This is a genomic window from Pukyongiella litopenaei, assembly GCF_003008555.2.
Classification (GTDB): Bacteria; Pseudomonadota; Alphaproteobacteria; order Rhodobacterales; family Rhodobacteraceae; genus Pukyongiella; species Pukyongiella litopenaei.
Map to the genome: position 1 here is coordinate 3498644 of NZ_CP027665.1, position 25591 is coordinate 3524234.

20 protein-coding genes and 1 tRNA gene are annotated in these 25591 nt (G+C 67.8%); 9 read left to right on the top strand and 12 right to left on the bottom strand.

Annotated elements, in window-relative coordinates; genetic code table 11:
* The first annotated feature begins 147 nt into the window (after window positions 1-147).
* From guaB to C6Y53_RS17165, 3 genes are all read left to right on the top strand, one after another.
* On the top strand, window positions 148-1596 hold the full coding sequence (gene guaB / locus C6Y53_RS17155) for an IMP dehydrogenase (protein ID WP_106473556.1): 1449 nt from the start codon (window positions 148-150) through the stop codon (window positions 1594-1596).
* 7 nt (window positions 1597-1603) lie between these two features.
* On the top strand, window positions 1604-2767 hold the full coding sequence (locus C6Y53_RS17160; RefSeq protein WP_106473557.1) for an RsmB/NOP family class I SAM-dependent RNA methyltransferase: 1164 nt from the start codon (window positions 1604-1606) through the stop codon (window positions 2765-2767).
* A 184-nt stretch (window positions 2768-2951) separates the two neighbouring features.
* Entirely contained in the window at window positions 2952-5168 is a 2217-nt protein-coding gene (locus C6Y53_RS17165) for an ATP-binding response regulator (RefSeq protein ID WP_106474167.1), read from the top strand.
* Between the two features lie 21 nt (window positions 5169-5189).
* Here C6Y53_RS17165 and C6Y53_RS17170 read toward each other — a convergent pair whose 3' ends face one another.
* On the bottom strand, window positions 5190-5783 hold the full coding sequence (locus C6Y53_RS17170) for a sulfotransferase family 2 domain-containing protein (RefSeq protein ID WP_106473558.1): 594 nt from the start codon (window positions 5781-5783) through the stop codon (window positions 5190-5192).
* Between the two features lie 192 nt (window positions 5784-5975).
* On the opposite strand from C6Y53_RS17170, the gene recA reads away from it, so the two are divergent.
* From recA to C6Y53_RS17190, 4 genes are all read left to right on the top strand, one after another.
* Window positions 5976-7043, top strand: a complete 1068-nt coding sequence (gene recA / locus C6Y53_RS17175) for a recombinase RecA (RefSeq protein WP_106474168.1) — start codon at window positions 5976-5978, stop codon at window positions 7041-7043.
* A 160-nt stretch (window positions 7044-7203) separates the two neighbouring features.
* Window positions 7204-9858 carry an alanine--tRNA ligase gene (gene alaS, locus C6Y53_RS17180; protein WP_106473559.1) on the top strand — a complete coding sequence of 885 codons (2655 nt, stop codon included), beginning with the start codon at window positions 7204-7206 and terminating at the stop codon, window positions 9856-9858.
* 1 nt (window position 9859) lies between these two features.
* Complete coding sequence (locus C6Y53_RS17185; protein ID WP_106473560.1) at window positions 9860-10144, top strand: DUF1330 domain-containing protein; 285 nt, start codon at window positions 9860-9862, stop codon at window positions 10142-10144.
* Between the two features lie 227 nt (window positions 10145-10371).
* Window positions 10372-10447 (top strand) — tRNA-Thr (locus C6Y53_RS17190).
* Window positions 10448-10650: 203 nt separating this feature from the next.
* Here the strand turns inward: C6Y53_RS17190 and gltA are convergent.
* Both gltA and gltX read right to left on the bottom strand, forming a co-directional pair.
* Window positions 10651-11946 (bottom strand): citrate synthase, encoded by a 1296-nt coding sequence (gene gltA, locus C6Y53_RS17195; protein WP_106473561.1) that lies wholly within the window; start codon window positions 11944-11946, stop codon window positions 10651-10653.
* A gap of 112 nt (window positions 11947-12058) precedes the next feature.
* Window positions 12059-13486 (bottom strand): glutamate--tRNA ligase, encoded by a 1428-nt coding sequence (gene gltX, locus C6Y53_RS17200; protein ID WP_106473562.1) that lies wholly within the window; start codon window positions 13484-13486, stop codon window positions 12059-12061.
* A gap of 80 nt (window positions 13487-13566) precedes the next feature.
* Between gltX and C6Y53_RS17205 the strand changes: the two genes are divergently transcribed.
* The gene (locus C6Y53_RS17205; protein ID WP_106473563.1) at window positions 13567-15624 is read left to right on the top strand and encodes a ComEC/Rec2 family competence protein; all 2058 of its coding nucleotides are present in this window, start codon (window positions 13567-13569) and stop codon (window positions 15622-15624) included.
* On the opposite strand, the gene lexA is transcribed toward C6Y53_RS17205, so the two are convergent.
* The 5 genes from lexA to trpD form a co-directional block, all read right to left on the bottom strand.
* Window positions 15618-16316 carry a transcriptional repressor LexA gene (lexA, locus tag C6Y53_RS17210; protein ID WP_106473564.1) on the bottom strand — a complete coding sequence of 233 codons (699 nt, stop codon included), beginning with the start codon at window positions 16314-16316 and terminating at the stop codon, window positions 15618-15620. The genes C6Y53_RS17205 and lexA overlap by 7 nt on opposite strands.
* 82 nt (window positions 16317-16398) lie before the next feature.
* Complete coding sequence (locus tag C6Y53_RS17215) at window positions 16399-17571, bottom strand: molybdopterin molybdotransferase MoeA (protein ID WP_106473565.1); 1173 nt, start codon at window positions 17569-17571, stop codon at window positions 16399-16401.
* Window positions 17568-18002: a cyclic pyranopterin monophosphate synthase MoaC gene (moaC, locus tag C6Y53_RS17220; protein WP_244614867.1), complete on the bottom strand. Its 435-nt coding sequence runs from the start codon at window positions 18000-18002 to the stop codon at window positions 17568-17570. The genes C6Y53_RS17215 and moaC overlap by 4 nt, the downstream gene beginning before the upstream one ends.
* A complete protein-coding gene (gene trpC, locus C6Y53_RS17225) occupies window positions 17920-18852 on the bottom strand; it encodes an indole-3-glycerol phosphate synthase TrpC (RefSeq protein WP_244614868.1) in 933 nt (310 codons plus the stop codon). The genes moaC and trpC overlap by 83 nt, the downstream gene beginning before the upstream one ends.
* A complete protein-coding gene (gene trpD, locus C6Y53_RS17230; protein WP_106473567.1) occupies window positions 18849-19871 on the bottom strand; it encodes an anthranilate phosphoribosyltransferase in 1023 nt (340 codons plus the stop codon). The genes trpC and trpD overlap by 4 nt, the downstream gene beginning before the upstream one ends.
* Before the next feature lie 288 nt (window positions 19872-20159).
* Between trpD and C6Y53_RS17235 the strand changes: the two genes are divergently transcribed.
* Complete coding sequence (locus C6Y53_RS17235) at window positions 20160-21143, top strand: divergent polysaccharide deacetylase family protein (protein ID WP_106473568.1); 984 nt, start codon at window positions 20160-20162, stop codon at window positions 21141-21143.
* Between the two features lie 63 nt (window positions 21144-21206).
* Here C6Y53_RS17235 and C6Y53_RS17240 read toward each other — a convergent pair whose 3' ends face one another.
* The 4 genes from C6Y53_RS17240 to C6Y53_RS17255 all read right to left on the bottom strand — a co-directional run bounded on the left by C6Y53_RS17240 (window position 21207) and on the right by C6Y53_RS17255 (window position 25591).
* Window positions 21207-23051 (bottom strand): peptidyl-prolyl cis-trans isomerase, encoded by a 1845-nt coding sequence (locus C6Y53_RS17240; RefSeq protein WP_106473569.1) that lies wholly within the window; start codon window positions 23049-23051, stop codon window positions 21207-21209.
* A 73-nt stretch (window positions 23052-23124) separates the two neighbouring features.
* The gene (locus C6Y53_RS17245; RefSeq protein ID WP_106473570.1) at window positions 23125-24300 is read right to left on the bottom strand and encodes an aminotransferase; all 1176 of its coding nucleotides are present in this window, start codon (window positions 24298-24300) and stop codon (window positions 23125-23127) included.
* Between the two features lie 144 nt (window positions 24301-24444).
* Window positions 24445-24972, bottom strand: coding sequence for a xanthine phosphoribosyltransferase (gene gpt, locus C6Y53_RS17250; protein ID WP_106473571.1), 528 nt, complete (start codon window positions 24970-24972; stop codon window positions 24445-24447).
* A 16-nt stretch (window positions 24973-24988) separates the two neighbouring features.
* The gene (locus C6Y53_RS17255; protein WP_106473572.1) at window positions 24989-25591 is read right to left on the bottom strand and encodes a LysE family translocator; all 603 of its coding nucleotides are present in this window, start codon (window positions 25589-25591) and stop codon (window positions 24989-24991) included.

Below are 25591 nucleotides of genomic sequence, written 5' to 3' on the forward strand. Positions count from 1 at the left end.
CGCGAAATTCCACGCCGCGGCCCGCAACGTTCGGGTGAATTGCCGACCCGCGGGATGACGGGCGGCAGGGCGCGCTTCCGGCCTTTCCTTTTCCCGCGCCCCGTGAGATAGGAAACCGCCAAACGAATTCGGCTTGGAGATGCTGGTATGCAGATTCGCGAGGCGCTCACCTTCGACGATGTTCTTCTAGTTCCGGCGGCATCGTCGGTGCTGCCCGCGACGGCCAATACGGCGACACGGGTGACCCGCGACATCGCGATGAACATCCCGCTGCTGTCCAGCGCCATGGACACCGTGACCGAAGCCCGCATGGCCATCGCCATGGCCCAGGCCGGTGGCATGGGTATCGTGCATCGCAACCTGAGCATCGACGAACAGGCCCGCGAAATCCGCAGGGTGAAACGATTCGAGAGCGGGATCGTCTACAATCCGATCACCCTGACCGCCGATCAGACGCTGGTGGATGCCAAGGCCCTGCAGGACCGCTACAACGTCACCGGGTTCCCGGTGGTCGATGGCGATGGCCGGGTGGTCGGCATCGTCACCAACCGTGACATGCGGTTCGCCAGCGATGACGCCACGCCCGTCAGCGTGATGATGACTTCGGACAACCTGGCGGTGCTGCGCGAACCGGCGGACCGGGACGAGGCGATCAGCCTGATGAAGGCGCGCCGGATCGAAAAGCTGCTGGTCACCGATGCGGGCGGCAAGCTGACCGGGTTGCTGACGCTGAAGGATACAGAACAGGCGGTGCTGAACCCGACCGCCTGCAAGGACCGGCTGGGGCGCCTGCGCGTGGGCGCGGCCTCGACCGTGGGCGATGCCGGGTTCGAACGGGCGCAGGCGCTGGTCGAGGCGGGCGCGGACATGATCGTGATCGACACGGCGCATGGTCATTCCGACGGCGTGGCGCGCGCGGTCGAACGGGCCAAGTCGTTGTCGAACGAGGTCCAGATCGTGGCCGGCAACGTCGCCACCGCCGAGGCCACCAGGGCGCTGATCGACGCCGGCGCCGACGCGGTCAAGGTGGGCATCGGGCCGGGTTCGATCTGCACGACCCGGATGGTCGCCGGCGTGGGCGTGCCGCAGCTGACCGCGATCATGGATTGCGCCGCCGCTGCGGGCGACGTGCCGGTGATCGCCGACGGCGGCATCAAGTATTCGGGCGATTTCGCCAAGGCGATCGCGGCGGGGGCCTCCTGCGCCATGGTCGGGTCGATGATCGCGGGCACCGATGAAAGCCCGGGCGAGGTGATCCTCTACCAGGGCCGCAGCTTCAAATCCTATCGCGGCATGGGCAGCCTGGGCGCGATGGCGCGCGGCTCGGCGGACCGGTATTTCCAGAAGGATGCCGCCAGCGACAAGCTGGTGCCCGAGGGCATCGAGGGGCAGGTGCCCTACAAGGGCAGCGCCGGGGCGGTGATCCATCAGCTCGTCGGCGGGCTGCGTGCGGCGATGGGCTATACCGGCTGCGCCACGGTGGATGAGATGCGCCGCAACTGCCAGTTCGTGAAGATCACCGGTGCGGGGCTGAAGGAAAGCCATGTGCATGACGTGCAGATCACCCGCGAAAGCCCGAACTACCGGATAATGTGAGCCGCCGATGACCCCGGCGGCCCGCGTGCAGGCGGCAATCGAGATCCTTGACGGTATCGGGGCGGGCCGGGCGGCCGAACAGGCGCTGACCGGTTGGGCGCGGCGCAGCCGGTTCGCCGGTTCCGGGGATCGCGCCGCCGTGCGCGACCATGTGTTCGACGCGCTGCGGCGGCGGCGGTCCTATGCGGCGCTTGGCGGCGGATCGGGCGGGCGCGCCCTGATGCTGGGCGCGATACGCGCGGCGGGCGGCGACCCGGACGCGGTGTTCGGTGCGGGCGGCCACGCCCCGGCGGCGCTGAGCGATGCGGAACGGGCCGGCGGGCGCGACCCGCGCACACCGCAGGAGCGCTGCGATATGCCCGACTGGCTCTGGCCGCGCCTGGTGGCAAGCCTGGGCGGCGAGGCCGACGCCGCCGGTCGGGCCTTGCAGAACCGCGCACCGGTGCATCTGCGCGTGAACCTGGCCCGCTGCGATCGCGACGCGGCCCGGCACGCCCTGGCGGATGACGGCATCGCGACCCGGCCACATCCCGCGTCGCCCACCGCGCTCGAAGTGACCGACGGCGCCCGCCGCCTGCGCAACGCGCGGGCCTATCTCGACGGCCGGGTCGAATTGCAGGACGCGGCCAGCCAGGCGGTCGTCGACCTGCTGCCGCTGAAACCGGGGATGCGGGTGCTGGACTATTGTGCCGGCGGGGGCGGCAAGGCGCTGGCGATGGCGGCGCGTGCGGCGGTCGAGATCGTCGCCCATGATGCCTCGCCCGACCGGATGCGCGATCTTCCCGCCCGTGCCGACAGGGCCGGGGCGCAGATCACGCTGGCGGCGACGCAGGATCTGGCGGGCCTGGGGCCGTTCGACCTGGTGCTGTGCGACGCGCCCTGTTCGGGCAGCGGGTCCTGGCGCCGGTCGCCCGAGGGCAAGTGGGCGCTGACCGAGGCCCGGCTGGCCGAACTGACCGGGATCCAGCGCGACATCCTGCATCGCGCGTCGGCCTGTCTCGTGCCCGGCGGGCTGTTGGCCTATGCCACCTGTTCCATCCTCGATGACGAAAACGCGCAATCCGTCGCGCATTTCCTGCGCGCGCATCCCGGCTGGCGGCAGGTCGCGTCGAGATCGTGGCCGGTTCAACATGGCACGGACGGGTTTTTTTCTTCTCACTTGACAGGATAGTATGTGTGTATCTACACAACCTGAAGATTATTATCAGGCGTTGACGGTAGCTTAACACATCCCGTCGAACCATGCCGCCGTAATTCGGGAATGGAGAGGCCCTGTGACAGGCCGCCAGATTTCGCAGACCGATACCGCGCAGGCGGCTGTCAGCAGCAGGGTGCTGGTGATACTGGTGGTGGCGATGCTGGGGCTGGGCTACGCGCTGCTGTTGGCTCCGCCGGGGCTTCCGCGCATCATGGCGTTTGCCGCCGCCGCGACCATGGCGTTGGTCGCACTGGGCCATGCCGCCGTGGGCTGGATCGCGGGTCTGACGAGGTTCAGCGCCGGCCGCGCCGTGGTGGGGCTGATCGCACGCGATGCGATGCCGGGTTTCGTGACCGATGCCGACGGTGTGATCGAGATGCGCAATGCCGCCGCCGTGACCCGGTTCGGCGACGATGCGTCGGAAACCCTGGCCGGAACGTTGCGCGGGCTGTGCGCGGAACCGGCGGCGATCATCCTGCGGCTTCAATCCCGCGCCCGGCGGGACGGGGCCGCGCATGAGGATTTTCTCAGCCGCCGCGACCATGTCCGCCTGCATGTGCATCGGATCGGGCATGGCCGGTTGCTGTGGCGGATCGAACAGATCGCCGACCGTCCGGGTGAACCGGGGGCAGATCTGCTGTCGATCCCGATGATCACCGTCGGGCGTGCCGGCGCGGTCCTCTACATGAACGATGCGGCGCGGGCGCTCGCCGGGCGGCGCGTGAAATCGCTCGACCGGCTGTTCGCGGATGGCGAGGTGACGCCGGGCGGGGTCATGCGGCTGAGCGCGGCGGACGGAACGGTTCCGGTGATCGTTCACGAACCAGAACCGGGCAGGGGGCGGCGCGAGCTGTTCATCCTGCCGGTGGCCGAGGACCTGGCGGCGGGAGCGGGGCCGGATTTCGAAACCTTGCCGGTGCCAATGCTGCGGATCGAGGCCTCCGGCCGGATCCTGAAGGCGAATGACCTGGCCAAGACCCTGCTGGGTGTCGAGATCGGTCCCGATACCGGGATCGGCCAGGTGATGCAGGGGCTCGGGCGGCCGGTTTGCGACTGGCTGAAGGACACCGCCGAGGGCCGGAAACAGCAGCAATCGGAATTCCTGCGGCTGACGCGGCGTGACCGCGAGGTGTTCGTCCAGGTCACGCTCAGCCGGGTGGCCGACGGCAACGGCGCCGAGGTCATCGCGGTTCTGAACGATGCCACCGAACTCAAGACGCTCGAAGCGCAGTTCGTGCAGAGCCAGAAAATGCAGGCGATCGGCCAGCTGGCCGGCGGCGTGGCGCATGATTTCAACAACCTGCTGACCGCGATCTCGGGCCATTGCGACCTGTTGCTGCTGCGCCATGACCAGGGCGACCAGGACTACGGCGACCTCGTGCAGATCAACCAGAATGCAAACCGCGCCGCCGCACTGGTCGGCCAGTTGCTGGCGTTTTCCCGCAAGCAGACCCTGCGCCCCGAGATGCTCGACCTGCGCGAGACGCTGTCGGACCTGACCCATCTGCTGAATCGTCTCGTCGGTGAGCGGATCACCCTGAGCCTGAGCCACGATCCGGTGCTGCGCCCGATCCGGGCCGACAAGCGGCAGCTGGAACAGGTGCTGCTGAACCTCGTCGTCAACGCCCGCGACGCGATGCCCGATGGCGGCGAGATCCGGGTTTCGACCGAGGCCGTGCGGCTCGATGACCCGCTGGACCGCGACCGCGCCCAGGTGCCGCCGGGCGATTATGTCTGCGTGCGGGTCAGCGACGACGGGGTCGGCATCGCCCCGGACAAGCTGCAGAAAGTGTTCGAACCCTTCTATACCACCAAGCGCGTGGGCGAGGGGACCGGGCTGGGCCTGTCCACCGCCTATGGCATCATCAAGCAGACCGGCGGCTATATCTTCGTCGACAGCGTGGTGGGGCGCGGCACCGAATTCACGCTCTACATTCCGGTGTTCGACGGTGAACCCGATGCCGAGGTAACCGCGCCGGCACCGGCCGCGCCGGCCATTTCGCCGCATGGCGAAGGCGTCGTGCTGCTGGTCGAGGACGAAGCGCCGGTGCGGGCGTTTGCGTCGCGCGCGTTGCGGCTGCGGGGCTACACGGTGATCGAGGCCGAATCGGCCGAAGATGCGCTGCGCACGCTGGAAGATCCCGAACTGGACGTGGATGTCTTTGTCACCGATGTGGTGATGCCGGGCATGGACGGGCCGAGCTGGGTGCGCGAGGCGCTGAAGACGCGACCGGATGTGCGGGTCGTGTTCGTTTCCGGCTATGCGGAAGGCGCATTCGGCGACACGCAGCCCGCGGTTCCGAACTCGGTGTTCCTGCCAAAACCGTTTTCCCTGAACCAGTTGACGGACACGGTTCATCAACAGCTTCACTAGGCTGGCCGGATCTGCGCCGGGTCAGCCGATCCGGTCGTAAAGCTCGAACTCCCGCGCGCATTTCTGCCGCAGCCGTTTCTCGACCCCCGGCGACAAGGTGACCGGCATCTCGGGCGATACGTTTTCGCGCCCCGTCTGCACCGGCATCCCCAGCCGTTGCTGCAGGAAATCGGTCAGGGCGGCAGGGGTTTCGTAGCGGAACAGATGGGTGATCGAGGTGCCGTTCGGGCGCGGTTCCAGGAACGTGGCCTGGCTGCCAACATCGGCGAAACCGGGCCGGTTTCCGCGCAGGTAACCCCGCACGAAATCGTCAAAGCTGATATCGTGGGTGGCGTTGGGATGGCCGCGCATGCAGGGACGGCGGCGATACCTGAACCAGCTGCCGAGCCAGTCCACGGGCTCGCGCATGACCGCCAGCGTTTCCATCTCCGCGTTGCACACCTTTTCGAACATCGGCCGGAAAAACCGGTTGTAGCGGTAGAGCGGCGCGTGTTTCAGCTCGGGCGGGTTGGCCACGACGATATCGGCGCGGTCGCGCAGGGCGGATTGATAGGCCGTGCTCCCGGTCTTGGGCACGGCGAGAAACACGAGACGTTCCTTAAAGAAAACAAGCATATCCGTCGAGTTCCTGCGTCTGGGTCCGGGGCAGGCTGGCGTATACGCCTTCTTAACACAATTGCGAAAAGGTAAGATAAGGCGAAATTCCGATTGAAATGTTCTCTTTTTGATCTCATAAGGAACAAGAGGCGAACAAAGCAGCGGTTGCCGTGCCAGAACGGGCATGACAATAAGGAGGACAACGGGACGATGGCGGATCTTCTGACTATGGACGGCAAGAAAAACACCGACCGGCAAAAAGCGCTCGACAGCGCGCTGGCGCAGATCGAACGGCAATTCGGCAAGGGGTCGATCATGAAGCTGGGCGGCGACAACGCCCTGCAGGAAATCGCGGCCAGTTCGACCGGGTCGCTGGGGCTCGATATCGCGCTGGGGATCGGCGGTTTGCCGATGGGCCGCATCGTCGAGATCTACGGGCCGGAAAGCTCGGGCAAGACCACGCTGACGCTGCATTGCATCGCCGAGCAGCAGAAACGCGGCGGTGTCTGCGCCTTTGTCGATGCCGAGCACGCGCTGGACCCGCAATATGCGCGCAAGCTGGGCGTCGATCTGGACGAGTTGCTGATCAGCCAGCCGGATACTGGTGAACAGGCGCTGGAAATCACCGATACGCTGGTCCGGTCCGGCGCGGTGAACATGGTCGTGGTGGATTCGGTTGCGGCCCTGACGCCGAAATCCGAACTCGAAGGCGACATGGGCGACAGCAGCGTCGGCGTCCATGCCCGGCTGATGAGCCAGGCCATGCGCAAGCTCACCGGGTCGATCAGCCGGTCGAACTGCATGGTGATCTTCATCAACCAGATCCGCATGAAGATCGGGGTCATGTTCGGCAGCCCCGAAACCACCACCGGCGGCAACGCGCTGAAGTTCTATTCCTCGGTGCGGCTCGACATCCGCCGCATCGGCGCGATCAAGGATCGCGACGAGGTGGTCGGCAACGCCACCCGCGTCAAGGTGGTCAAGAACAAGGTCGCGCCGCCCTTCAAGCAAGTGGAATTCGACATCATGTATGGCGAAGGCATCTCGAAGATGGGTGAATTGCTCGATCTCGGCGTCAAGGCCGGCGTGGTCGAGAAATCCGGGTCCTGGTTCAGCTATGGCGACGAACGGATCGGGCAGGGGCGCGAGAACGCCAAGTCCTACCTGCGCGAACATGCCCGCGTCGCGCTCGAGATCGAGGACAAGATCCGCGCCGCCCACGGGCTCGACTTTGACATGCCGCCCGAACTGGATGGCGACGACGTGCTGGAAGCCTGACCGAACGGCCGGAAATACCGGCCCCCGTTCGGGGCGTGGAAACCAGTTGCACGGGGCGCCCGGATCGGGCGTCCCGTTTCGGTTCGGGTGCTGTGGACACGGGGCGGGCGCGGGGCTAAACCTGCGCGAACCCGCAATCCCTGCGTGCCGAGAGAAGCCGATGCCAACGCTGAACGAGATCCGAACCACCTTCCTGAACTACTTTGCCCGGCAGGGCCACGAGATCGTGGACTCGAGCCCGCTGGTGCCGCGCAACGATCCCACGCTGATGTTCACCAATTCGGGGATGGTTCAGTTCAAGAACCTGTTCACCGGCATCGAGACGCGCGACTACAAACGCGCCACCACGGCGCAGAAATGCGTGCGGGCAGGCGGAAAACACAACGATCTCGACAATGTGGGCTATACCGCGCGTCACCACACGTTCTTTGAAATGCTGGGCAATTTCAGTTTTGGCGACTATTTCAAGGATGACGCGATCCGGTTCGCCTGGGAACTGATCACCCGCGATTTCGATATCGACGCCAACCGGCTGTGGACGACGGTCTACCACACCGATGACGAGGCCTTCGACATCTGGAAAAAGGTTGGCGTGCCCGAGGAGCGGATCATCCGCATCGCGACGAGCGACAATTTCTGGCAGATGGGGCCGACCGGCCCCTGCGGCCCCTGCACCGAGATCTTCTTTGACCACGGGCCGGAGATCTGGGGCGGCCCGCCGGGAAGCGCCGAAGAGGATGGCGACCGGTTCATCGAGATATGGAACCTCGTCTTCATGCAGAACGAACAGTTCGAAGACGGCTCGATGGTCGAACTGGACATGCAATCGATCGACACCGGCATGGGGCTGGAGCGGATCGGCGCGCTGCTGCAGGGCAAGCACGACAATTACGACACCGACCTGATGCGCAGCCTGATCGAGGCCAGCGCCGAGGCGACATCCACCGACCCGGACGGGCCGGGCAAGACCCATCACCGGGTGATTGCCGATCATCTGCGCTCGACCTCGTTCCTGATGGCCGACGGGGTGATGCCGGCCAATGACGGGCGCGGCTATGTGCTGCGCCGGATCATGCGCCGGGCGATGCGGCATGCGCATCTGTTGGGGGCAGGCGATCCGCTGATGCACCGGCTGGTCCCCGCGCTGGTCGGAAAAATGGGCGCGGCCTATCCCGAACTGGGCCGGGCACAGGCGCTGATCGAGGAAACCCTGAAACTGGAGGAGACCCGGTTCAAGGCGACGCTCGAGCGGGGGCTGAAGCTGCTGGACGACGAGCTGGCAACGCTGCCCGACGGTGCGCCGCTGCCGGGCGCGGCGGCGTTCAAGCTCTACGACACCTATGGGTTCCCGCTCGATCTTACCCAGGATGCGCTGCGCGAACGGGACCGCACCGTGGACACGGACGGGTTCGACGCCGCCATGGCCGAACAGAAGGCCAAGGCGCGCGCCGCCTGGGCCGGATCGGGCGAAGCCGCGGATGCCACGATCTGGTTCGATGTCGCGGCCGAACATGGCGCGACCGATTTCCTCGGCTACGACACCGAAACCGCCGAAGGCCAGGTGGTCGCGCTGGTCAGGGATGGTGCCGAAACCGACACCGCCGAGGCCGGCAGCGGCGTGCAGATCGCGCTGAACCAGACCCCGTTCTATGCCGAGGCAGGCGGCCAGGTCGGCGACAGCGGCATTATCCGCACCGCCGGCGGTGTCGCCCGCGTGACCGACACCCGCAAGACCGCCGGGGTGTTCGTCCATATCGCCGAGGTGACCGAGGGCACCATCGCCTGCGGAGAGGCGGCGGTGCTGGAGGTCGATCACACCCGCCGCACAGCGATCCGGGCCAACCACTCGGCCACCCATCTTCTGCACGAGGCGCTGCGCCGCGCCCTGGGCGATCATGTGGCCCAGCGCGGGTCGCTCAACGATGCCGACCGGCTGCGGTTCGATTTCAGCCATACCAGGGCGCTGACGGGTGACGAACTGGGGCGGGTCGAATCCGAGGTGAACGAGTTCATCCGCCAGAACAGCCCGGTGGAAACCCGGATCATGACCCCGGACGACGCCCGGGCGCTGGGGGCGCAGGCGCTCTTTGGCGAGAAATACGGCGACGAGGTGCGCGTCGTTTCGATGGGCCGTCTGGATGGGTCCGGCAAGGGCGCCGATGGCGACACCTATTCGCTGGAACTGTGCGGTGGCACCCATGTCCGGCGCACCGGCGATATCGGGGAGTTCGTGCTCTTGGGCGACAGCGCCAGCAGCGCCGGGGTCCGCCGGATCGAGGCGCTGACCGGCACCGGGGCCCATGACCACCTGGCGGGCCTGCGCGCCATGCTCGATGCGGTGCAGGGTGAGTTCAAGACCACGCCCGACCGGCTGCTGGACCGGCTGCGGGCCGATCAGGCCAAGATCCGCGAACTGACCAACGAGATGGCGCAGCTGCGGCGCGATCTGGCGATGTCGGGCGGTGGTGCGGCGGCTCCCGAGGCCCGCGACATCAACGGCGTACCGCTGCTGGCGCAGGTGCTCAGCGGGGTGACCGGCAAGGATCTTCCCGCGCTGATCGACGAACACAAATCCCGGCTGGGATCGGGCGTGGTGCTGCTGATTGCCGATGCCGGCGGCAAGGCCGCGGTGGCCGCGGGGGTGACCGACGATCTGACCGGCACCGTGTCTGCGGTGGACATGGTCCGCGCGGCGGTGGCCGTTCTCGGCGGCAAGGGGGGCGGTGGCCGCCCCGACATGGCGCAGGGCGGGGGCCGCGACGTGGCCAACGCGGATGCCGCGATCAAGGCGGCGGAACAGGTATTGGGAGGTTGAGATGGCTGCACTCTGGATTGCGCATGTGACCGTGACGGACGCGGAAGCCTATGGAAAATATGCCGAACTGGCCGGTCCGGCGATCGCCAAGCATGGCGGGGAATTCATCGCGCGGGGGGGACGTTTCGTGCAGCTCGAAGGCAAGGAGCGCCCGCGCAATGTCGTCGCGACGTTTCCGTCCGTCGAGGCGGCGGTCGACTGCTACAACAGCCCCGAATATCAGGAAGCGCTGAGCCATGCGTGGGGCGCCTCCGAGCGCGAACTGATGGTGGTCGAGACCACATAGGGCCGCGCGTGGCCCTGCCCGCGCCGGGGCATGAAGGCCAGACGGGGCATCTCGTGACAAAGCTGCGATCCGTCCCGGCATCCGGTTGCCGCAGGGCCGCGCTCGCCTGTCAGATCGGGCCGGTGGCTTTCCGGATGAACACCTTGAAACCGCCCGCGCGGAAGCGGCCGTATGAAGGTCGTTTCTTGGCTTTACACAAACCTGCCTTGAGCCTATGAACGCCCCGCGCCCCTATAGCTCAGCTGGTAGAGCAACTGATTTGTAATCAGTAGGTCCGCGGTTCGAGTCCGTGTGGGGGCACCACCTTATTTCTCGAAATCCGGGCCGGTGGCGGCATGGACGCATGCTTTGCCGCCTTGTCATTCCTTATGCGCCGTGCCGCTCCACGATGACCTATCGTGTTCTGGAAGGAGCGGGCAGGGGGCAAACAGGACGGGGCGCCTGATTGGGGCGCCCCGTTGGTGGTGATGCGGGGCGGTACAGCGTGGCCCGCCGTGCCGCCGGTCTCAGCGGTTTTCGATGTCGACGTAGTCGCGCAGGGTCTCGCCGAGGTAGAGCTGGCGCGGGCGGCCGATCTTGTTTTGTGGATCGGCGATCATTTCCTTCCACTGGCTGATCCAGCCGACGGTCCGTGACAGGGCGAAGATCGGGGTGAACATCGAGGTCGGGAAGCCCATCGCCTCGAGGATGATGCCGGAATAGAAATCCACGTTCGGGAACAGCTTCTTGTCCTCGAAATAGGGATCGCTCAGCGCCTGCTTTTCTAGTTCCTTGGCCACCTGCAGCTTGGGGTTGTCCTCGATCCCCAGCAGGTCCAGCACCTCGTCGGCGGATTGCTTCATCACCTTCGCGCGCGGGTCGAAATTCTTGTAGACCCGGTGGCCAAAGCCCATCAGGCGGAACGGATCGTTCTTGTCCTTGGCGCGTTCGATGTATTCGGGAATGCGGTCGACGGTGCCGATTTCCTCCAGCATCTCGAGACACGCCTGGTTGGCGCCGCCATGGGCCGGTCCCCACAGGCAGGCGATACCGGCGGCGATACAGGCGAACGGGTTGGCGCCCGAGGACGAGGCCAGCCGCACCGTCGAGGTCGAGGCATTTTGTTCGTGATCGGCATGCAGCGTGAAGATCCGGTCCATGGCGCGGGCTAGGATCGGATTGACCTCGTATTCCTCGCAGGGCACGGCAAAGCACATGCGCAGGAAGTTCGACGCATAGTCGATGTCGTTGCGCGGATAAACGAAGGGCTGGCCGATGGTGTATTTATAGGCCATCGCGGCGATGGTCGGCATTTTCGCGATCAGCCGGTGCGACGCGACCTCGCGCTGACGCGGGTCGTTGATGTCGGTGCTGTCGTGGTAGAAGGCCGACATCGCGCCGACGACGCCCACCATGATCGCCATCGGATGCGCATCCCGGCGGAACCCGCGGAAGAAATTGATCATCTGCTCATGCACCATGGTGTGGTGCGTGATCGTGGATTCGAAGCTCTCCAGCTCGGTCGCGGTCGGCAGGTAGCCATAGAGCAGCAGGAAGCACACTTCGAGGAAGTGAGATTTCGATGCCAGCTGGTCGATCGGATAGCCGCGGTGCAGCAATTCGCCCTTTTCACCGTCGATATAGGTGATGGTGCTGTCGCAGCTGGCGGTCGAGGTAAAGCCGGGATCGTAGGTGAACACGCCCGCGGTGCCATAGAGCTTGCGGATGTCGATCACATCCGGTCCGGCGGTGGGCGAGAAGATCGGCAGGTCATAGCTCTTGCCGTCAAAGCTCAGCGTTGCGGTTTTCTTGCTGTCAGTCATCTTTCCCTTCCTCTGTCTCGCCTCAATCCATCCTCGGACGGGGCCCATCCGCCGGCACCCGGCCGGCGCGCGGGGCATGATCCGCCCGTTTTCATATGCAGCAGGCCCCCGTTCAGGACCGTTCGGCGCGCGCTGCCGCATCCTGCAGCCGGGCCACGGTTTCGTCGCGACCCAGCACCAGCATCATGTCGAAGACCGACGGCGTTACCGCGCGGCCTGCCAGCGCGGCCCGCAACGGGCCGGCCAGCTTACCGAACTTGGTGCCTTTCTCCTCGGCAAAGGCCCCGAGCGTGGCGTCCAGATCGTCCCGCGTCCAGCTAGCAGTTTGCAGGCGCGGCGTCAATTCTGACAGTATACCGTCGGATACCGTTTGCAGGGCCTGTTGCGCCTTCCCATCCGGCTCGATCGGGCGATCCGTCAGGGCAAAGTGAGCCTTTTCAAGAAGTTCTGGAAAGGTCCGCGCCCGGTCCTTGAGGCAATACATCGCATCGGCCAGCCGTTGCGCCTGCCGCGTGGTCAAGGCGGGTTGCCCGGTCGCGGCCAGGTAGGCGCCGATCTCTTGCTGCAGCGCGGCGTCTTCGGCATCGGCAATGTGGCGGCCACAGAGATTCTCGAGCTTCTTGACGTCGAACCGTGCCGGGCTCTTGCCGATTCCGTCCAGGTCGAACCAGTCGCGGGCCTGTTCGTCGGTGAAATACTCGTCATCGCCATGGCTCCAGCCGAGCCGGGTCAGGTAGTTGCGCATCCCGGCGGCCGGATAGCCCATCTTCTGGTATTCATCGACACCCGTGGCGCCGTGCCGCTTGGACATCTTCTTGCCGTCGGGGCCGTGAATCAGCGGGATATGCGCCCAGACCGGCACGTCCCATCCCATCGCGTCATAGATCATCATCTGCCGCGCCGCGTTGTTGAGATGGTCGTCGCCGCGGATCACATGGGTCACGCCCATGTCATGGTCATCCACAACAACCGCGAGCATGTAGACCGGTGTGCCGTCCGAACGTAACAGGATCATGTCATCGAGCTGGTCGTTGCGGATGGTCACATCGCCCTGCACCCGGTCGCGGATGACCGTTGTGCCGTCCTGCGGGGCCTTGATGCGGATCGCATGGGGGGCATCGGGATGGGTGGACGGGTCGGCATCGCGCCAGGGGCTGCGAAACAGGGTGCTGCGGCCCTCGGCGCGGGCGGCATCGCGAAAGGCGGCGATCTCGTCCTGGGTCGAAAAGCACTTGTAGGCCTTGCCTTCGGCCAGCAGCTGGTGGGCCACCTCGGCGTGGCGGTCGCTGCGTTCGAACTGGCTGACCACCTCGCCGTCGTGATCCAGCCCCAGCCATGCGAGCCCCTGCAGGATCGCCGCGGTGGCCTCGGGAGTGGACCGGGTGCGGTCCGTATCCTCGATGCGCAGCAGGAACCTGCCGCCGCGCCCGCGTGCATAGAGCCAGTTGAACAACGCCGTTCGCGCCGTTCCTATATGCATGTAACCGGTGGGTGACGGGGCGATACGGGTAACGACGGGGGCGGATTCGGAGGCGGGCATCGGGTCGGTTTTACCTTTTGATAACCATGAGGCGGCTAGGGTTCGCGCCTGTCTATCGGGCTGACAGTCAGGGGGCAAGCATGGGCATCCTCGCGCGTATCGACGCGGTGCTGCTCGGGCAGCGGGGGCACCTGTTTCCCTGGGCGCCGGTCTGTTTCGGGCTGGGTATCGCAACCTATTTCGCGCTGCGCTCCGAACCCGGCCTGCCGGAATATGCCGGGCTGGTGGCGCTGGGTGCCGTCTGCGCGGGCGCATCGCTCAGGCGGCCCGGAGGCTGGGCGGCGCTGGGATGGGCCGTGGCATTGATGGCCGCCGGGTTCTGCATCGCCGGGTTGCGGGCGCAGGCCAAGACCGCGCCGGTTCTGGGCTGGCGCTACTACGGCCCGGTGGAAGGGCGCGTGGTGGCCATGGACCGCTCGGCCTCGGATGCGCTCAGGGTGACGCTGGACCGTGTCGTGCTGGCCGGGGTGCCGCCCGAGGCGCGGCCGGGCCGCGTGCGGATATCGCTGCATGGCAGCGCGCCCGCGCTGGCACCGGGGCAAATGATCATGACCAGCGCCCACCTGTCGCCGCCGGGCGGCCCGGTCGAACCCGGCGGGTTCGATTTCCGCCGTCACGCGTGGTTCATGGGGCTCGGCGCGGTCGGCTATACGCGCAGCCCGACGCTGACGGTGAGCCCGGCCGGGGCCGGACGGGCAGGGGTGCGGGTCGCGGTCCTGCGCATGGCGGCATCAAACCGGGTGCGGGCGGTATTGCCCGGCGACGTGGGCGGGTTCGCCGCCGCGGTCACCACCGGCGACCGCAGCGGCATGGGCCGGGATGCGCTGGATGCGCTGCGCGCCTCGAACCTGGCGCATCTGCTGGCGATCTCGGGGCTGCATATGGGCCTGCTGGCGGGGTTCGTGTTTGGCGCGGTGCGGATGGCGCTGGCATTGGTGCCGCCAGTGGCGCTACGCTGGCCGGTGCGCAAGATCGCGGCGGTTGCGGCCCTGCTGGCGGCGGCGGTCTATCTCGCCCTGTCGGGTGGCAACGTGGCGACCGAACGGGCCTTTGTCATGGCCGCGGTGGCGCTCTGCGCCGTGCTGGTCGATCGCCGCGCCTTCAGCCTGCGGGCCGTGGCGATGGCCGCCCTGATCGTGCTGGCGCTGCGCCCCGAGGCCTTGCTCGGCCCCGGGTTCCAGATGTCATTTGCCGCCACCACCGCGCTGGTGGCGGTGTTCGGCTGGATCAGGGACGCCGATCTTCCCGCCCTGCCGGCCTGGGCCCGGCCGGTGCTGGGGGTGGTGATCTCGTCGGCGGTGGCGGGGGCTGCCACCGGGCCGGTCGGGGCCGCGCATTTCAACACGCTGGCGCATTACGGATTGCCCGCGAACCTGGCCAGCGTGCCGCTGATGGGGGTGCTGGTGATCCCGGCGGCCGTGCTGGCGGCCTGTCTCGCGCCGTTCGGGTTCGAAGCGGTCGGCTTGCACCTGATGGGGATCGGGCTGCGCTGGATACTCGGTGTCGCGACATTCGTGTCCGGGCTCGACGGGGCCCAGGGCCGGGTTGCCGCGCCGCCGGGATGGGTGCTGCCGGTGCTGGCGCTGGGGCTGCTGTGGCTGATGCTGTGGCAGGGCCGCGCGCGGTGCGCCGGGCTGGCGCCTGCCGCGTTGGCGCTGGTCGCCTGGGGCTGGGCCGGCGCGGACCGGCCCGAGGTGCTGGTGGCCGATACCGGTGCGCTGGTCGGCGTGATGACCGAAACCGGCCGCGCCCTCAGCAAGCCGCGGGGCAGCGGGTTCATCGCCGGTGTCTGGCTGGAGAATGACGGTGACGGTGCCACCCAGGAACGGGCGGCGGCGCGCTGGCCCGAGGGCGACGGACGGGTTCGCCGCATCCTGGCGGGCGGGCACGAGATCCTGCATGTCTCCGGCAAACGCGCGGCGCGGAGCCTGGAAACCTGCCGCCCGGGTCAGGTGGTGGTGGCGTCGGTTCCGGTCGACCCGCCGGGCGGGTGCATCGTTTATGATCCGCCGCGCCTGAGGCAGACCGGCAGTATTGCCATCAGCGGCGGCGTCACCGTCACCGCGCGGCAGGTTTCGGGAGATCGGTTGTGGAACCGCCCGGCCGGAGGGCGGGCAAGGGTGATGGCCGCTCAGTAGGTGCGGATCAGCCCGACGAGCCGCCCCTGCACCTTTACCTTTTCATCGGGGTAGACGCGGGTTTCATAGGCGGGGTTGGCCGCTTCGAGCGCGATCGCGTTACCGCGCCGGAAGAAACGTTTCAACGTCGCCTCGTGATCCTCGACCAGCGCCACCACGATATCGCCATTGTCGGCGGTCGAGGTTTCGCGGATCACCACCACGTCGCCATCGTTGATCCCGGCCTCGATCATCGAATCGCCCTTGACCTCGAGCGCGTAATGTTCGCCCGAGGCCGACAGCATCGACCCGGGCACCGCGACCCGGTGCGAGACCTGGCTGATCGCCTCGATCGGGACCCCGGCGGCGATCCGGCCCATCACCGGCAGGTCGATGGCATCCACCGAAACGGGTTCGAAATTGGCGGGGCGCGGGCCGGTGGGCCGGTCGCCGTCGATCACGCGTGGGGTGAAACCGCCCCCGGTACCACCACCCAGCGCCTCGGGCAGGCGCAGGATTTCGATGGCGCGGGCGCGATGGGCAAGGCGTCGGATGAAGCCCCGTTCCTCGAGCGCCGTGATCAGCCGGTGGATGCCCGATTTGCTGCGCAGGTCGAGCGCATCTTTCATTTCGTCGAAACTCGGCGGAACACCGTCGCGCTGCAGGCGCGTATGGATGAATTCCAGCAATTCCAGTTGCTTCTTGGTCAGCATTGCCCGAGCCTCCGATCCCGTTGTTTGCGTTTGTTCTACGCATGTTCCTGTTTTGTGTCAACAGGTGTGCGGGGCGGGGCGTTCAGATCGGCAGGTAATCCACCGTCTCTCCGGCGTCGCGGGGGGCGTCGCCGGGCGGGCGTATCAACAGCGCGTTGGCCTGTGACAGCACGGTCAGCAACGAACTGTCCTGGTTGTCAAAGGCGCGCACGGCGTCGCCCTCGATCAGCGCCCGCATGTAATGTTCGCGGGGGCCGTTCTGTCCCAGCGGGGCGGCCAGCCGGGCCTGCCGCAGGGGCGGCAGGTCGGCGCCCAGCCCCAGCATGAGGCGGATCATCGGGGCCAGAAACACATGCCCGCAAACCATCGCCGAGACCGGGTTGCCCGGCAGTCCGATCATCGCCGTCCCGCGCAGCCTGCCGGCCATCAGCGGTTTGCCGGGGCGCATCGCCACCTTGTAGAACGCCTGTTCCATGCCGAGATCCACCGCGACCCGTCCGACGAGATCGTGATCGCCGACCGACGCGCCGCCGATGGTCACCAGCAGGTCGGCGTCTCCTGCGAGATCAAAGGCGGTGCGCAGCGAATTTTCGGTGTCGCGGGCGATGGGCAGCATCCGTGCGGAGGCGCCGAGGTCTTCGATCATCGCCTTGAGGCCGAAACTGTTCGACGCCACGATCTGGTCGGGGCCGGGGGTGTCTCCGGGCATCACCAGTTCGTCGCCGGTGGCGAGCAGGGCCAGCACCGGGCGGCGGGTGACCGGGACCGTCCCGATATTCATCGAGGCCAGCAACGCGATGTCGCCCGGCGCCAGCCTGCGCCCGCCGGGCAGCGCGGTGCCGGACCGGAAATCCGCGCCGCGGGGGCGGATATTGGCGTTGCGATAATCGTCCCCGGTGAGCGTGATCACCTCGCCGCGGCGGGCGACCTCTTCCTGGATGACGACGAAATCCGCGCCATCGGGCACCGGCGCGCCGGTAAAGATGCGCACGGTTTCGCCCGGTCCCACGCGGCCGGAAAACCCGTGCCCGGCCGCGGATTCGCCGACAACCCGGAACATGGCATCGCGTTCGACCTCGGCCCGTTTGACCGCGTAGCCATCCATCGACGAGGCGGCAAAGGGGGGCTGATCGCGCGTGGCGGCGACATCGCCTGCCAGCACGCGCCCGGCGGCCTCGGCCAGCGGCACGGTTTCGGAGCCAAGCGGCGCGACCAGGTCGAACAGCCGCTGACGGGCCTCGGCGACGGGGATCATTCCGCCTCGAAGCGGCCCGATTTGCCGCCATCCTTGAGACATACGCGGATGCCGCCGATCTGCATGGCGCGATCGACCGCCTTGGCCATGTCATAGACCGTCAGCAGCGCGGTCGAAACCGCGGTCAGCGCCTCCATCTCGACGCCGGTGCGCCCGGTGGTCCTGACCGTCGCGCGAACCCGGATGCCGGGCAGGGTGGCGTCCGGTTCCAGATCCACCGCGACCTTGGACACGGGCAACGGATGGCAGAGCGGGATCAGGTCGGGCGTTTTCTTGGCGCCGATGATGCCCGCCAGCCGCGCGACGCCCAGAACGTCGCCTTTCGATACGCGGCCTTCTGAAATGATATCAAAGGTTTCCCGCGCCATCGTAATGTGGCCTTCGGCGATGGCGATGCGGGCGGTTTCGGCCTTGTCCGACACGTCGACCATATGCGCCGCGCCGGATTCGTCGAAATGCGTCAACGCCATCACATCCCCCCGAGATCAGCGGGTTGGCAAGGATGTCGCGGGTGGCCGCCTCGACATCGGCCTGGCGCATCAGGCTTTCGCCGATCAGGAACCGGCGCACGCCGTAGCGGGCCATTTCGGCCAGGTCGGCGGGGCCGCCAAGGCCGCTTTCGCAGACGATGGTGCGGTCGCCCGGCACCAGTTTCGACAGCCGCCGCGTGGTGTCGAGCGTGGTCTCGAAGGTGCGCAGGTCGCGGTTGTTGATCCCGATCAGCGGGCTTTTCAGCTGGGTGGCGCGTTCGAGTTCATCCTCGTCATGGATCTCGATCAGCACATCCATGCCCCAGCCCGTCGCTGCCGCCTCGAGTTCTTCGGCCTGGCCGTCGCCGACGCTGGCCATGATGATCAGAATGCAATCGGCGCCCAGGCTGCGGGCCTCGGCCACCTGATAGGGGTCATACATGAAATCCTTGCGCAGCACCGGCAGGTCGCAGGCGTCGCGGGCCGCGTTCAGGAACGGTTTCGCGCCCTGGAAACTGGGGGTATCGGTCAGCACCGACAGGCAGGTGGCGCCGCCCGCCTCGTAGGCCGCCGCCAGTGCCGGAGGGTCGAAATCGTCCCGGATCAGGCCCTTGGACGGGCTGGCCTTCTTGATTTCTGCGATCAGCCCATAGCCGCTGCGGGAGGCCGCCGCGAGCGCGGCGGCAAAGGGGCGCACCGGACCTGCCGCGCGCGCCGCGTCCTCGATCCCGGCGAGCGGTCGGGCCGCCTTGTCCGCGGCGATCTCTTCCAGCTTGTAGGCCTTGATCCGGTCCAGAACGGTTTCGGTCATGTCTGTCCTTGCGTGATGCGGGCCAGCGCGGCCACCTTGTCGGCCGCCTTGCCGCTGTCGATGCTGTCGGCGGCCATCGCCACGCCCGCGTGCAGGTCGGGGGCGGCGTCGGCCACCACCAGCGCGGCGGCGGAATTGAGCAGAACCGCGTCGCGATAGGCCGAGGGCTCACCGGCCAGCAGCGCGCGGAAGGCGGCGGCGTTGTCCTCGGGGCTGCCGCCCAGGATCGCCTCGAACGGGTGCACGGGCAGGCCGGCATCCTCGGGATGCAGCTCGGTCTCGCGGATCGTGCCGTCCGGGTCCAGCGCGGCCACCCAGCTGGTACCGGTGATGGTCAGCTCGTCAGTGCCGTCGCTGCCATGGACCAGCCAGGCCCGGTCCGACCCCAGCGCCCGCAGGGTTTCGGCCATCGGGCGGATCAGGTCGCGGGTGAAGGCGCCGGTCAGTTGCCGCCTTACCCCCGCGGGGTTGGTCAGCGGGCCGAGGATGTTGAAAATGGTGCGGGTGCCCAGTTCGGCGCGAACCGGCCCGACATGGGCCATGGCCGGGTGGTGCATCGGCGCCATCATGAACCCGATGCCGGTTTCCCGGATCGCCCGTTCGACCAGCTCCGGGCCGACCATCACGTTCACGCCCAGCTGCGACAGCGCGTCCGCCGCCCCGGATTTCGAGCTCAGGTTGCGGTTGCCATGCTTGGCCACGGTCACCCCCGCGCCCGCGACCGCAAAGGCGGTGGCGGTCGAGATGTTCAGCGTGCCCTTGCCATCGCCGCCGGTGCCGACGATGTCGATCGCATCCGCCGGGGCCTCGACCGCGTGGCAGCGCGCGCGCATCGCACCCGCGGCGGCGGCGTATTCGTCCACGGTTTCGCCGCGCGTCCGCAGCGCCATCAGCAGCCCGCCGATCTGGGACGGGGTCGCTTCGCCTTCGAACAGCAGGGCAAAGGCCGCCTCGGCCTCGTCGCGGGTCAGCGGCCGATCGGCGGCAGCGCCGATCAGGGGTTTCAATGCGTCGCTCATGCCGGAACCTGCGTGATGGGCCGGGTGTCATGCGGCGGTTTCCGACAGGGCCGGCCCGGTGCCGCCGCATCCCCGCGCCACGCGCCGAGCGGAACAGCTGCGGTTCGGCGGAGGGACGGGGGCAAGAGGTCAATCTGCGGCAGCATCGGCAACGGGTTCCGGTTTGGGGCTGGAGGACCGGGGGCCGGTCGCTCTATACATCGGTCGGTGCTTACTTGTTCAGGCTTGCCGGGCAGCGTCAAGGGCAGATGACCCCGCGGCCCGGACCGGAAGCGGCGGGGTGGAAAGATGCGTGGATTCTGGGGCGGGTTCGTCTGGGGCGGGGTGGCGGCGGTGGCCCTGGCCGCAGTTGTGACGATGGTGACCGCCCGCCCGCCGGTTCCGCAGGTCCCCGATGGCGCGCCGGTTCCGGCCGGCCGGGTTGCGCCTCTCCCCGACAGCGGCGCAGCGATGCCCACCGTTCAGGGCCAGGTGAAAGCCGCGCCTGCGGTGCCGGGGCCGCAGCCGATCGCGCAGCCTGCCGACGACCTGGCGGCGCTGAGCGGCGATGCGACCCGTCCCACCGCCCCCGCAACGATGCCGGGCGTCCGCGCCCGACCGCTGGTCGGGCAGGGGGACGCACCGGACGAGGCCGTGGAGCCCCCGCCGCGTGATCGCTTTGCCACCCGTTTCGACGCGCCGGCCGACCAGCCGCTGCTGGCGCTGGTGCTGACCGGTGGCGGCCCGCTTCCCGCCGACTGGGTCGGCCCCGTCACCCATGCCATCGCCCCTACGACCGACGGGGCCGCCGCACGGATGCAGGCGGTGCGGGCGGCAGGTGGCGAGGTGCTGGCGCTGTTCGACCTGCCTCGCGCCGCCACCGCCCGTGATGCCGAGGTGGCGCTGGCCGCGGTTTTCGCCGCGCTGCCCGAGGCGCTTGGGCTGGTCGAAGGCGCGGGAACCGGCCTGCGGGGGAACCGTGAACTGGCGCGCCAGGTCATTGCCTTTGCCGAAGATACCGGGCGGGTTCTGGTCCTGCGCCGGTCGCCGCCCGGCGCGGGGACGCACGGCACCGGCGTGGCACCCGTTGCCCACGTTCTCGATACCACCGCAACACCGGCCGGGATCCGGCGCGCGCTGGACCGTGCCGCGTTCCGGGCGCGACAAACGGGGGCGGTGGTCCTGCTGCTCGACCTCACCCCCGCCGCGTCGGAGGCGCTGCGGGGATGGGTGGCAGAAGGGGTCACACTGGCGCCGGTCTCGGCCGTGATCCGGCGTCTTGCGCAACCGTGACCGGCAGGGTCGCCGTCCGGCCCGGATCTGCGTCAGCCCCGACCCGGCACCCGGCCCGCGGCGTTACTGAAAGCTCGCCTGCACGGCATTTAGGGCGCGCTGGTCGACCTCTGGACGGGCGCGGGTATGCGCGTCGCGCATGAAGGCCTGGAACAGCGCCTGTGACAGGCCCTGCGACATCTGGGCGCCCAGGGCCTCTTTCATCGCCGCCAGTTCCGGCGTGTCCTCGGGCGCGGCTTCGCTGTCGAGGCGGACGACATAGGCCGCGCCTTCACCGTCGATCACCCGGATCTCGCCCGGTGTCATCTCGAACACGCCGGTCATGAAATCGGGGGGCATCCCGTCCAGATAGGCGGTGCGGGTCAGCCCGTTCTCGACCCGGAACGGCAGGCCGGTTTCCTGGAAATCACCGGAGGCTTCGATGTCCGCCGACACCTGCTGGGCCCGCGCCTGCAACATCGCGCGCAGCTGTTCCGCGCGCCAGTCGGCTTCGACCCGCGCCCGTGCATCCTCGAACGGCTCGGGCCGCGGCGGCAGCACCTCGTCGAGCCGCAGGGCAAACACGCCACCATCGCCGAGATGGGTGATGGCGGGGAAATCCTCGTCGGTGACCTGTGCGGCGACGGACCGGAATTCGGGATAGGCGGCGATACCGGCATCGCTGGCTTCGGTCCAGTCCAGGGTTCCGACCTCCATTTCGGTTTCGTCGGCCAGTTCCTCGAGCGTGGCGCCACCGGCCAGCAGGTCGTCGATATCCTGCGCCTGCGCCTCGATCAGGCGGCGGGCGCGGTCGACGGCCAGTTCATCGCGCAGCTCGGGAAGCGCGTCCTCGAAACTGGTCACCCGCGCCTCGAGCAGGCCGTTCACCCGGAACAGCGCGGGGCCGAGCGAGGTCGGCAGCGGCCCGACGACATCGCCGATTTCGGCGGCGAACACGGCGTCGGCGGCGTCGCCCAGATCGGCGGCGGTGATGTCGCCCAGATCCACGTCCGACAATGACAGCCCGCGGTCATCCACCTGCGCCTCGAAGGTGCTGCCGCCCAGCTCGATCTGTGCCAGCGCGGTTTTCGCGGCGTCTTCGTCGGCAAAGACCAGCCGTTCGACAAGGCGGCGTTCGGGCAGGTCGTATTCGTCGCTGCGCTCGTCATAGAGGCGTTTCAGCGAGGCCTCTTCCAGTTCGACCTGGTCGAGGATCATGTCGGGCGTCAGCTTGGCATAGGTGAGGCGCTTGGTTTCGGGCAGCATGTATGCGTCGGGATTGTCGTCATACCGCGCCTTCAGGTCGGAATCGGTCGGCTCGGGAAGTGGCGCGTCGAGCGCCGCGGCATCCAGCGTCGCGACGGTAAAGCTGCGCCGGGCCGCGACATAGTCGGCCATGGTGTCGGCCAGAACCGCCGGCATCTCGACCCCGGCGACGATGGCGCCCTGCACCAGCGTGCGGGCCTGTTCGGCGCGCAGGTCGGCCTCGAATTCGGATTCGGTCAGCCCCGCGTTCTGAAGGGCGAACCGATAGGCTTCGCGGTCGAATGTCCCGTCGATGCCCTGGAAGGCGGGGATCGCCACGATTTCCTTCTGCAGGTTCGCGTCACCGATCGACAGGCCCAGCTTCGCCGTCTCGTCGTCGATTGCCGCCAGCGACACCAGCCGCGACAGCACCTGCTGGTCCAGCCCCAGCGCCTGCACGCTGGTCATCGGCAGGGGCTGGCCGCTCTGCGCTTCGATGGCGCGGATCTCGCGCTGCAATTCGCGCGCATAGTCATCGACGCTTACGGACTGGTCGCCCACCGTGGCAACCGTGCGAACGGTGCCGGTGAGGTTGGTGGCGCCAAAGCCGCCCAGCCCGAGGATCAGTAGGCCGAGTAGAACCCAGACGAAGGTTTTGGAAAAGCTCTTGATGCCGGCGGCCATGTTGTCCCCTTGGTTGGCGGTGCTGCCCGTGTCGCGACCCCGTGCATACGATGGGCGAAAAGGCGGGGCAAGCTCAGATGGACACGCCGGCGAGACGGTCGAACAGGGTTCCGATCCCGGCGCGGTCGAGATTGGCAAAGGCGATGCGGACCTGCCGCGTGCCGGCCGGGTCGCCCTGCGGCGTGAACATGGTGCCGGGCAGCAGCAGGACGCCCGCCTCGCGGACCAGCCTGCGGGCCAGGTCGTCCGAGGGCAGGGCAAACGGGTGTTCGACATAGGCGAAATAGGCCCCGAGGCCCAGCAGCCGCCAGCCGGCGGTCTCCAGGGCCGGGAAGCCTTCGGTGATCGCGGCGCGGCGGTCGAGAATCTCGGCCCGCTCGCCGGCCAGCCACTGGCCGAGGTTGCGCATCCCCCAGAGTGCGGCATGCTGTCCGATCTGGGGTGGGCAGATCGCAACCGTGTCGAGAAATTTCTCGACCTCGGCCAGCAGCGCCGCCGATGCGGCCATCGCGCCGACCCGGTGGCCGGTCAGGCGATAGGATTTCGAGAAGGAATAGAGATGCACCAGCGTGTCGGCCCAGCCCGGATCGGCGAAGAGATCATGGGGCGGACCGGTGCGGCTGTCGAAGTCGCGATAGGTTTCGTCGAGGATCAGCCGCAATCCCCGTGCCTGCGCCAGTTCGTAGAAGGCGCGCACCAGCGCGGCCGGGTATTCGACGCCACCGGGGTTGTTCGGTGTCACCAGCGCGATCGCGCGCGTGCGCGGGGTAATCAGGGCGGCGGCGCGGTCGGGATCGGGCAGGAGGCCGCCACCCGTCGGCAACGGAACCGCCGCGACACCGGCCATGTCCAGCCACATCTTGTGGTTGAAATACCGCGGCGTCGGGACGATGACCTCGTCCCCTTCGCCGGTCAGCGCGTGCACGGCGGCGGCAAAGGCCTGGTTGCAGCCCGAGGTGATGGCGATCTGGTTCGCCGCGACGGTGCCATCGTAATGCGCGCCAATCTGTGCCGCCAGTTCCGAGCGCAGCTCCGGCAGCCCCAGTACCGGGCCATAGAGATGCACGCTGTCGTCGCTGACCGCCCTGTCGGCCATGAACCGGCGCAGCTGTTCGGGGGGCGGATCGACGGGTGCTGCCTGGCTCACGTTGATCAGCGGGCGGTCGGGCGGAAAGGTCGCGCCGTCGAGCCAGCGCCGTGCCTCCATAACCGGCGGCGCGAAGGTGGTCGCGGTGCGCGAGATGGTCATGTCGCTTGCTCCCTGGTAGATGTCGGGCCGAATCTTCCGCCTCCGGCGGGGATATTTCAGGCAAGAGGAAGGGGGCGGGCGGCGGCTTCCTCTTGCCAAAAATATCCCCTGCGGAGCGTCCCGCGGATGACGCCGCCGCCGCGGTCAGTCGGTCCCGCGATAGGGTTCCACATATTGCAGCGCCATATCCCACGGAAAGAAGATCCAGGTGTCCTGGCTGACCTCGGTGATGAAGGTGTCGACCATCGGGCGGCCCTTGGGTTTGGCATAGACGGTGGCGAAATGGGCCTTGGGGTAGAGCCGCCGCACGAGGTCCAGCGTCTTGCCGCTGTCCACGAGGTCGTCGACGATCAGGATGCCGGTGCCATCGCTCATGAGCTCGGCGTCGGGCGCTTTGAGCACCTCGGCTTCGCCCTGGGCCTGATGGTGGTAGGATTTGACGCTGATCGTGTCGACCGTGCGGATATCCAGTTCGCGGCTGACGATCATTGCCGGGGCCATGCCGCCGCGGGTGATCGCGACCACCGCGCGCCAGGCGCCGTTGTCGGGTCCCTGACCGTCAAGGCGCCAGGCCAGCGCGCGCGAGTCGCGGTGGATCTGGTCCCAGCTGATGTGGAAACCCTTTTCGTGGGGCAGGCGGCCCATATCCTTGTCCGTATCTCTTGCGGTCATTGCGGCACCTTTCGGATTAATGTTCCAGCAGCAGGCGCAGGCCGAGCGCCCCGAGCACCGCGGCGGCGACCCGGTCCAGCCCGGTCCTTGCGCCAAGCCAGGCGCGGCGGGCAGGTCCGGTGGTCAGCAGCAGGGCAAGCCCGGTATAGGCGATCAGTTCGACGCACAGGTGATTCAGCACGATGAACCCCTTGTCCGCTAGGGTCAGGTCGGGCGGGAAGATCACCGCCAGAACCGCCGAGGCGAAAAGGACGGATTTCGGGTTTCCCAGGTTCACCAGTATCCCGGTTCGGAAGGCGTGTCCCCGGTTCGGCGGCGTGGCGGGCAGCGGGTTGCGTGCGTTGCGCCACATCGAGACGGCCAGCCAGATCAGGTAGAGCGCGCCGGCGGTCTTGATGGCCGCGTAGGCCCAGGGGAACAGGGCGAAAACGATGTCGAGACCCAGCAGGCCGGCGCCGGTCCATGCCGCCGCGATCAGCGCGAGCCCGGCCCCCGTCGCGATCCCCGCGCGCGGCCCCTGCACCAGCGACGTCCGCAACGCCAGCAGCAGCGCCGGTCCGGGGCTGGCCATGGCCGCCAGGAGCACCGCGTTGAAGGCGACGAGCTGTGCGGGGTCCAT

What these genes read in the sequence shown, in the direction of transcription:
- guaB (WP_106473556.1), top strand. Translation starts at nt 148, where the DNA reads ATGCAGATTCGCGAGGCGCTCACCTTCGACGATGTTCTTCTAGTTCCG.
- C6Y53_RS17160 (WP_106473557.1), top strand. Translation starts at nt 1,604, where the DNA reads ATGACCCCGGCGGCCCGCGTGCAGGCGGCAATCGAGATCCTTGACGGT.
- C6Y53_RS17165 (WP_106474167.1), top strand. Translation starts at nt 2,952, where the DNA reads ATGCTGGGGCTGGGCTACGCGCTGCTGTTGGCTCCGCCGGGGCTTCCG.
- C6Y53_RS17170 (WP_106473558.1), bottom strand. Translation starts at nt 5,783, where the DNA reads ATGCTTGTTTTCTTTAAGGAACGTCTCGTGTTTCTCGCCGTGCCCAAG.
- recA (WP_106474168.1), top strand. Translation starts at nt 5,976, where the DNA reads ATGGCGGATCTTCTGACTATGGACGGCAAGAAAAACACCGACCGGCAA.
- alaS (WP_106473559.1), top strand. Translation starts at nt 7,204, where the DNA reads ATGCCAACGCTGAACGAGATCCGAACCACCTTCCTGAACTACTTTGCC.
- C6Y53_RS17185 (WP_106473560.1), top strand. Translation starts at nt 9,860, where the DNA reads ATGGCTGCACTCTGGATTGCGCATGTGACCGTGACGGACGCGGAAGCC.
- gltA (WP_106473561.1), bottom strand. Translation starts at nt 11,946, where the DNA reads ATGACTGACAGCAAGAAAACCGCAACGCTGAGCTTTGACGGCAAGAGC.
- gltX (WP_106473562.1), bottom strand. Translation starts at nt 13,486, where the DNA reads ATGCCCGCCTCCGAATCCGCCCCCGTCGTTACCCGTATCGCCCCGTCA.
- C6Y53_RS17205 (WP_106473563.1), top strand. Translation starts at nt 13,567, where the DNA reads ATGGGCATCCTCGCGCGTATCGACGCGGTGCTGCTCGGGCAGCGGGGG.
- lexA (WP_106473564.1), bottom strand. Translation starts at nt 16,316, where the DNA reads ATGCTGACCAAGAAGCAACTGGAATTGCTGGAATTCATCCATACGCGC.
- C6Y53_RS17215 (WP_106473565.1), bottom strand. Translation starts at nt 17,571, where the DNA reads ATGATCCCCGTCGCCGAGGCCCGTCAGCGGCTGTTCGACCTGGTCGCG.
- moaC (WP_244614867.1), bottom strand. Translation starts at nt 18,002, where the DNA reads ATGGTCGACGTGTCGGACAAGGCCGAAACCGCCCGCATCGCCATCGCC.
- trpC (WP_244614868.1), bottom strand. Translation starts at nt 18,852, where the DNA reads ATGACCGAAACCGTTCTGGACCGGATCAAGGCCTACAAGCTGGAAGAG.
- trpD (WP_106473567.1), bottom strand. Translation starts at nt 19,871, where the DNA reads ATGAGCGACGCATTGAAACCCCTGATCGGCGCTGCCGCCGATCGGCCG.
- C6Y53_RS17235 (WP_106473568.1), top strand. Translation starts at nt 20,160, where the DNA reads ATGCGTGGATTCTGGGGCGGGTTCGTCTGGGGCGGGGTGGCGGCGGTG.
- C6Y53_RS17240 (WP_106473569.1), bottom strand. Translation starts at nt 23,051, where the DNA reads ATGGCCGCCGGCATCAAGAGCTTTTCCAAAACCTTCGTCTGGGTTCTA.
- C6Y53_RS17245 (WP_106473570.1), bottom strand. Translation starts at nt 24,300, where the DNA reads ATGACCATCTCGCGCACCGCGACCACCTTCGCGCCGCCGGTTATGGAG.
- gpt (WP_106473571.1), bottom strand. Translation starts at nt 24,972, where the DNA reads ATGACCGCAAGAGATACGGACAAGGATATGGGCCGCCTGCCCCACGAA.
- C6Y53_RS17255 (WP_106473572.1), bottom strand. Translation starts at nt 25,591, where the DNA reads ATGGACCCCGCACAGCTCGTCGCCTTCAACGCGGTGCTCCTGGCGGCC.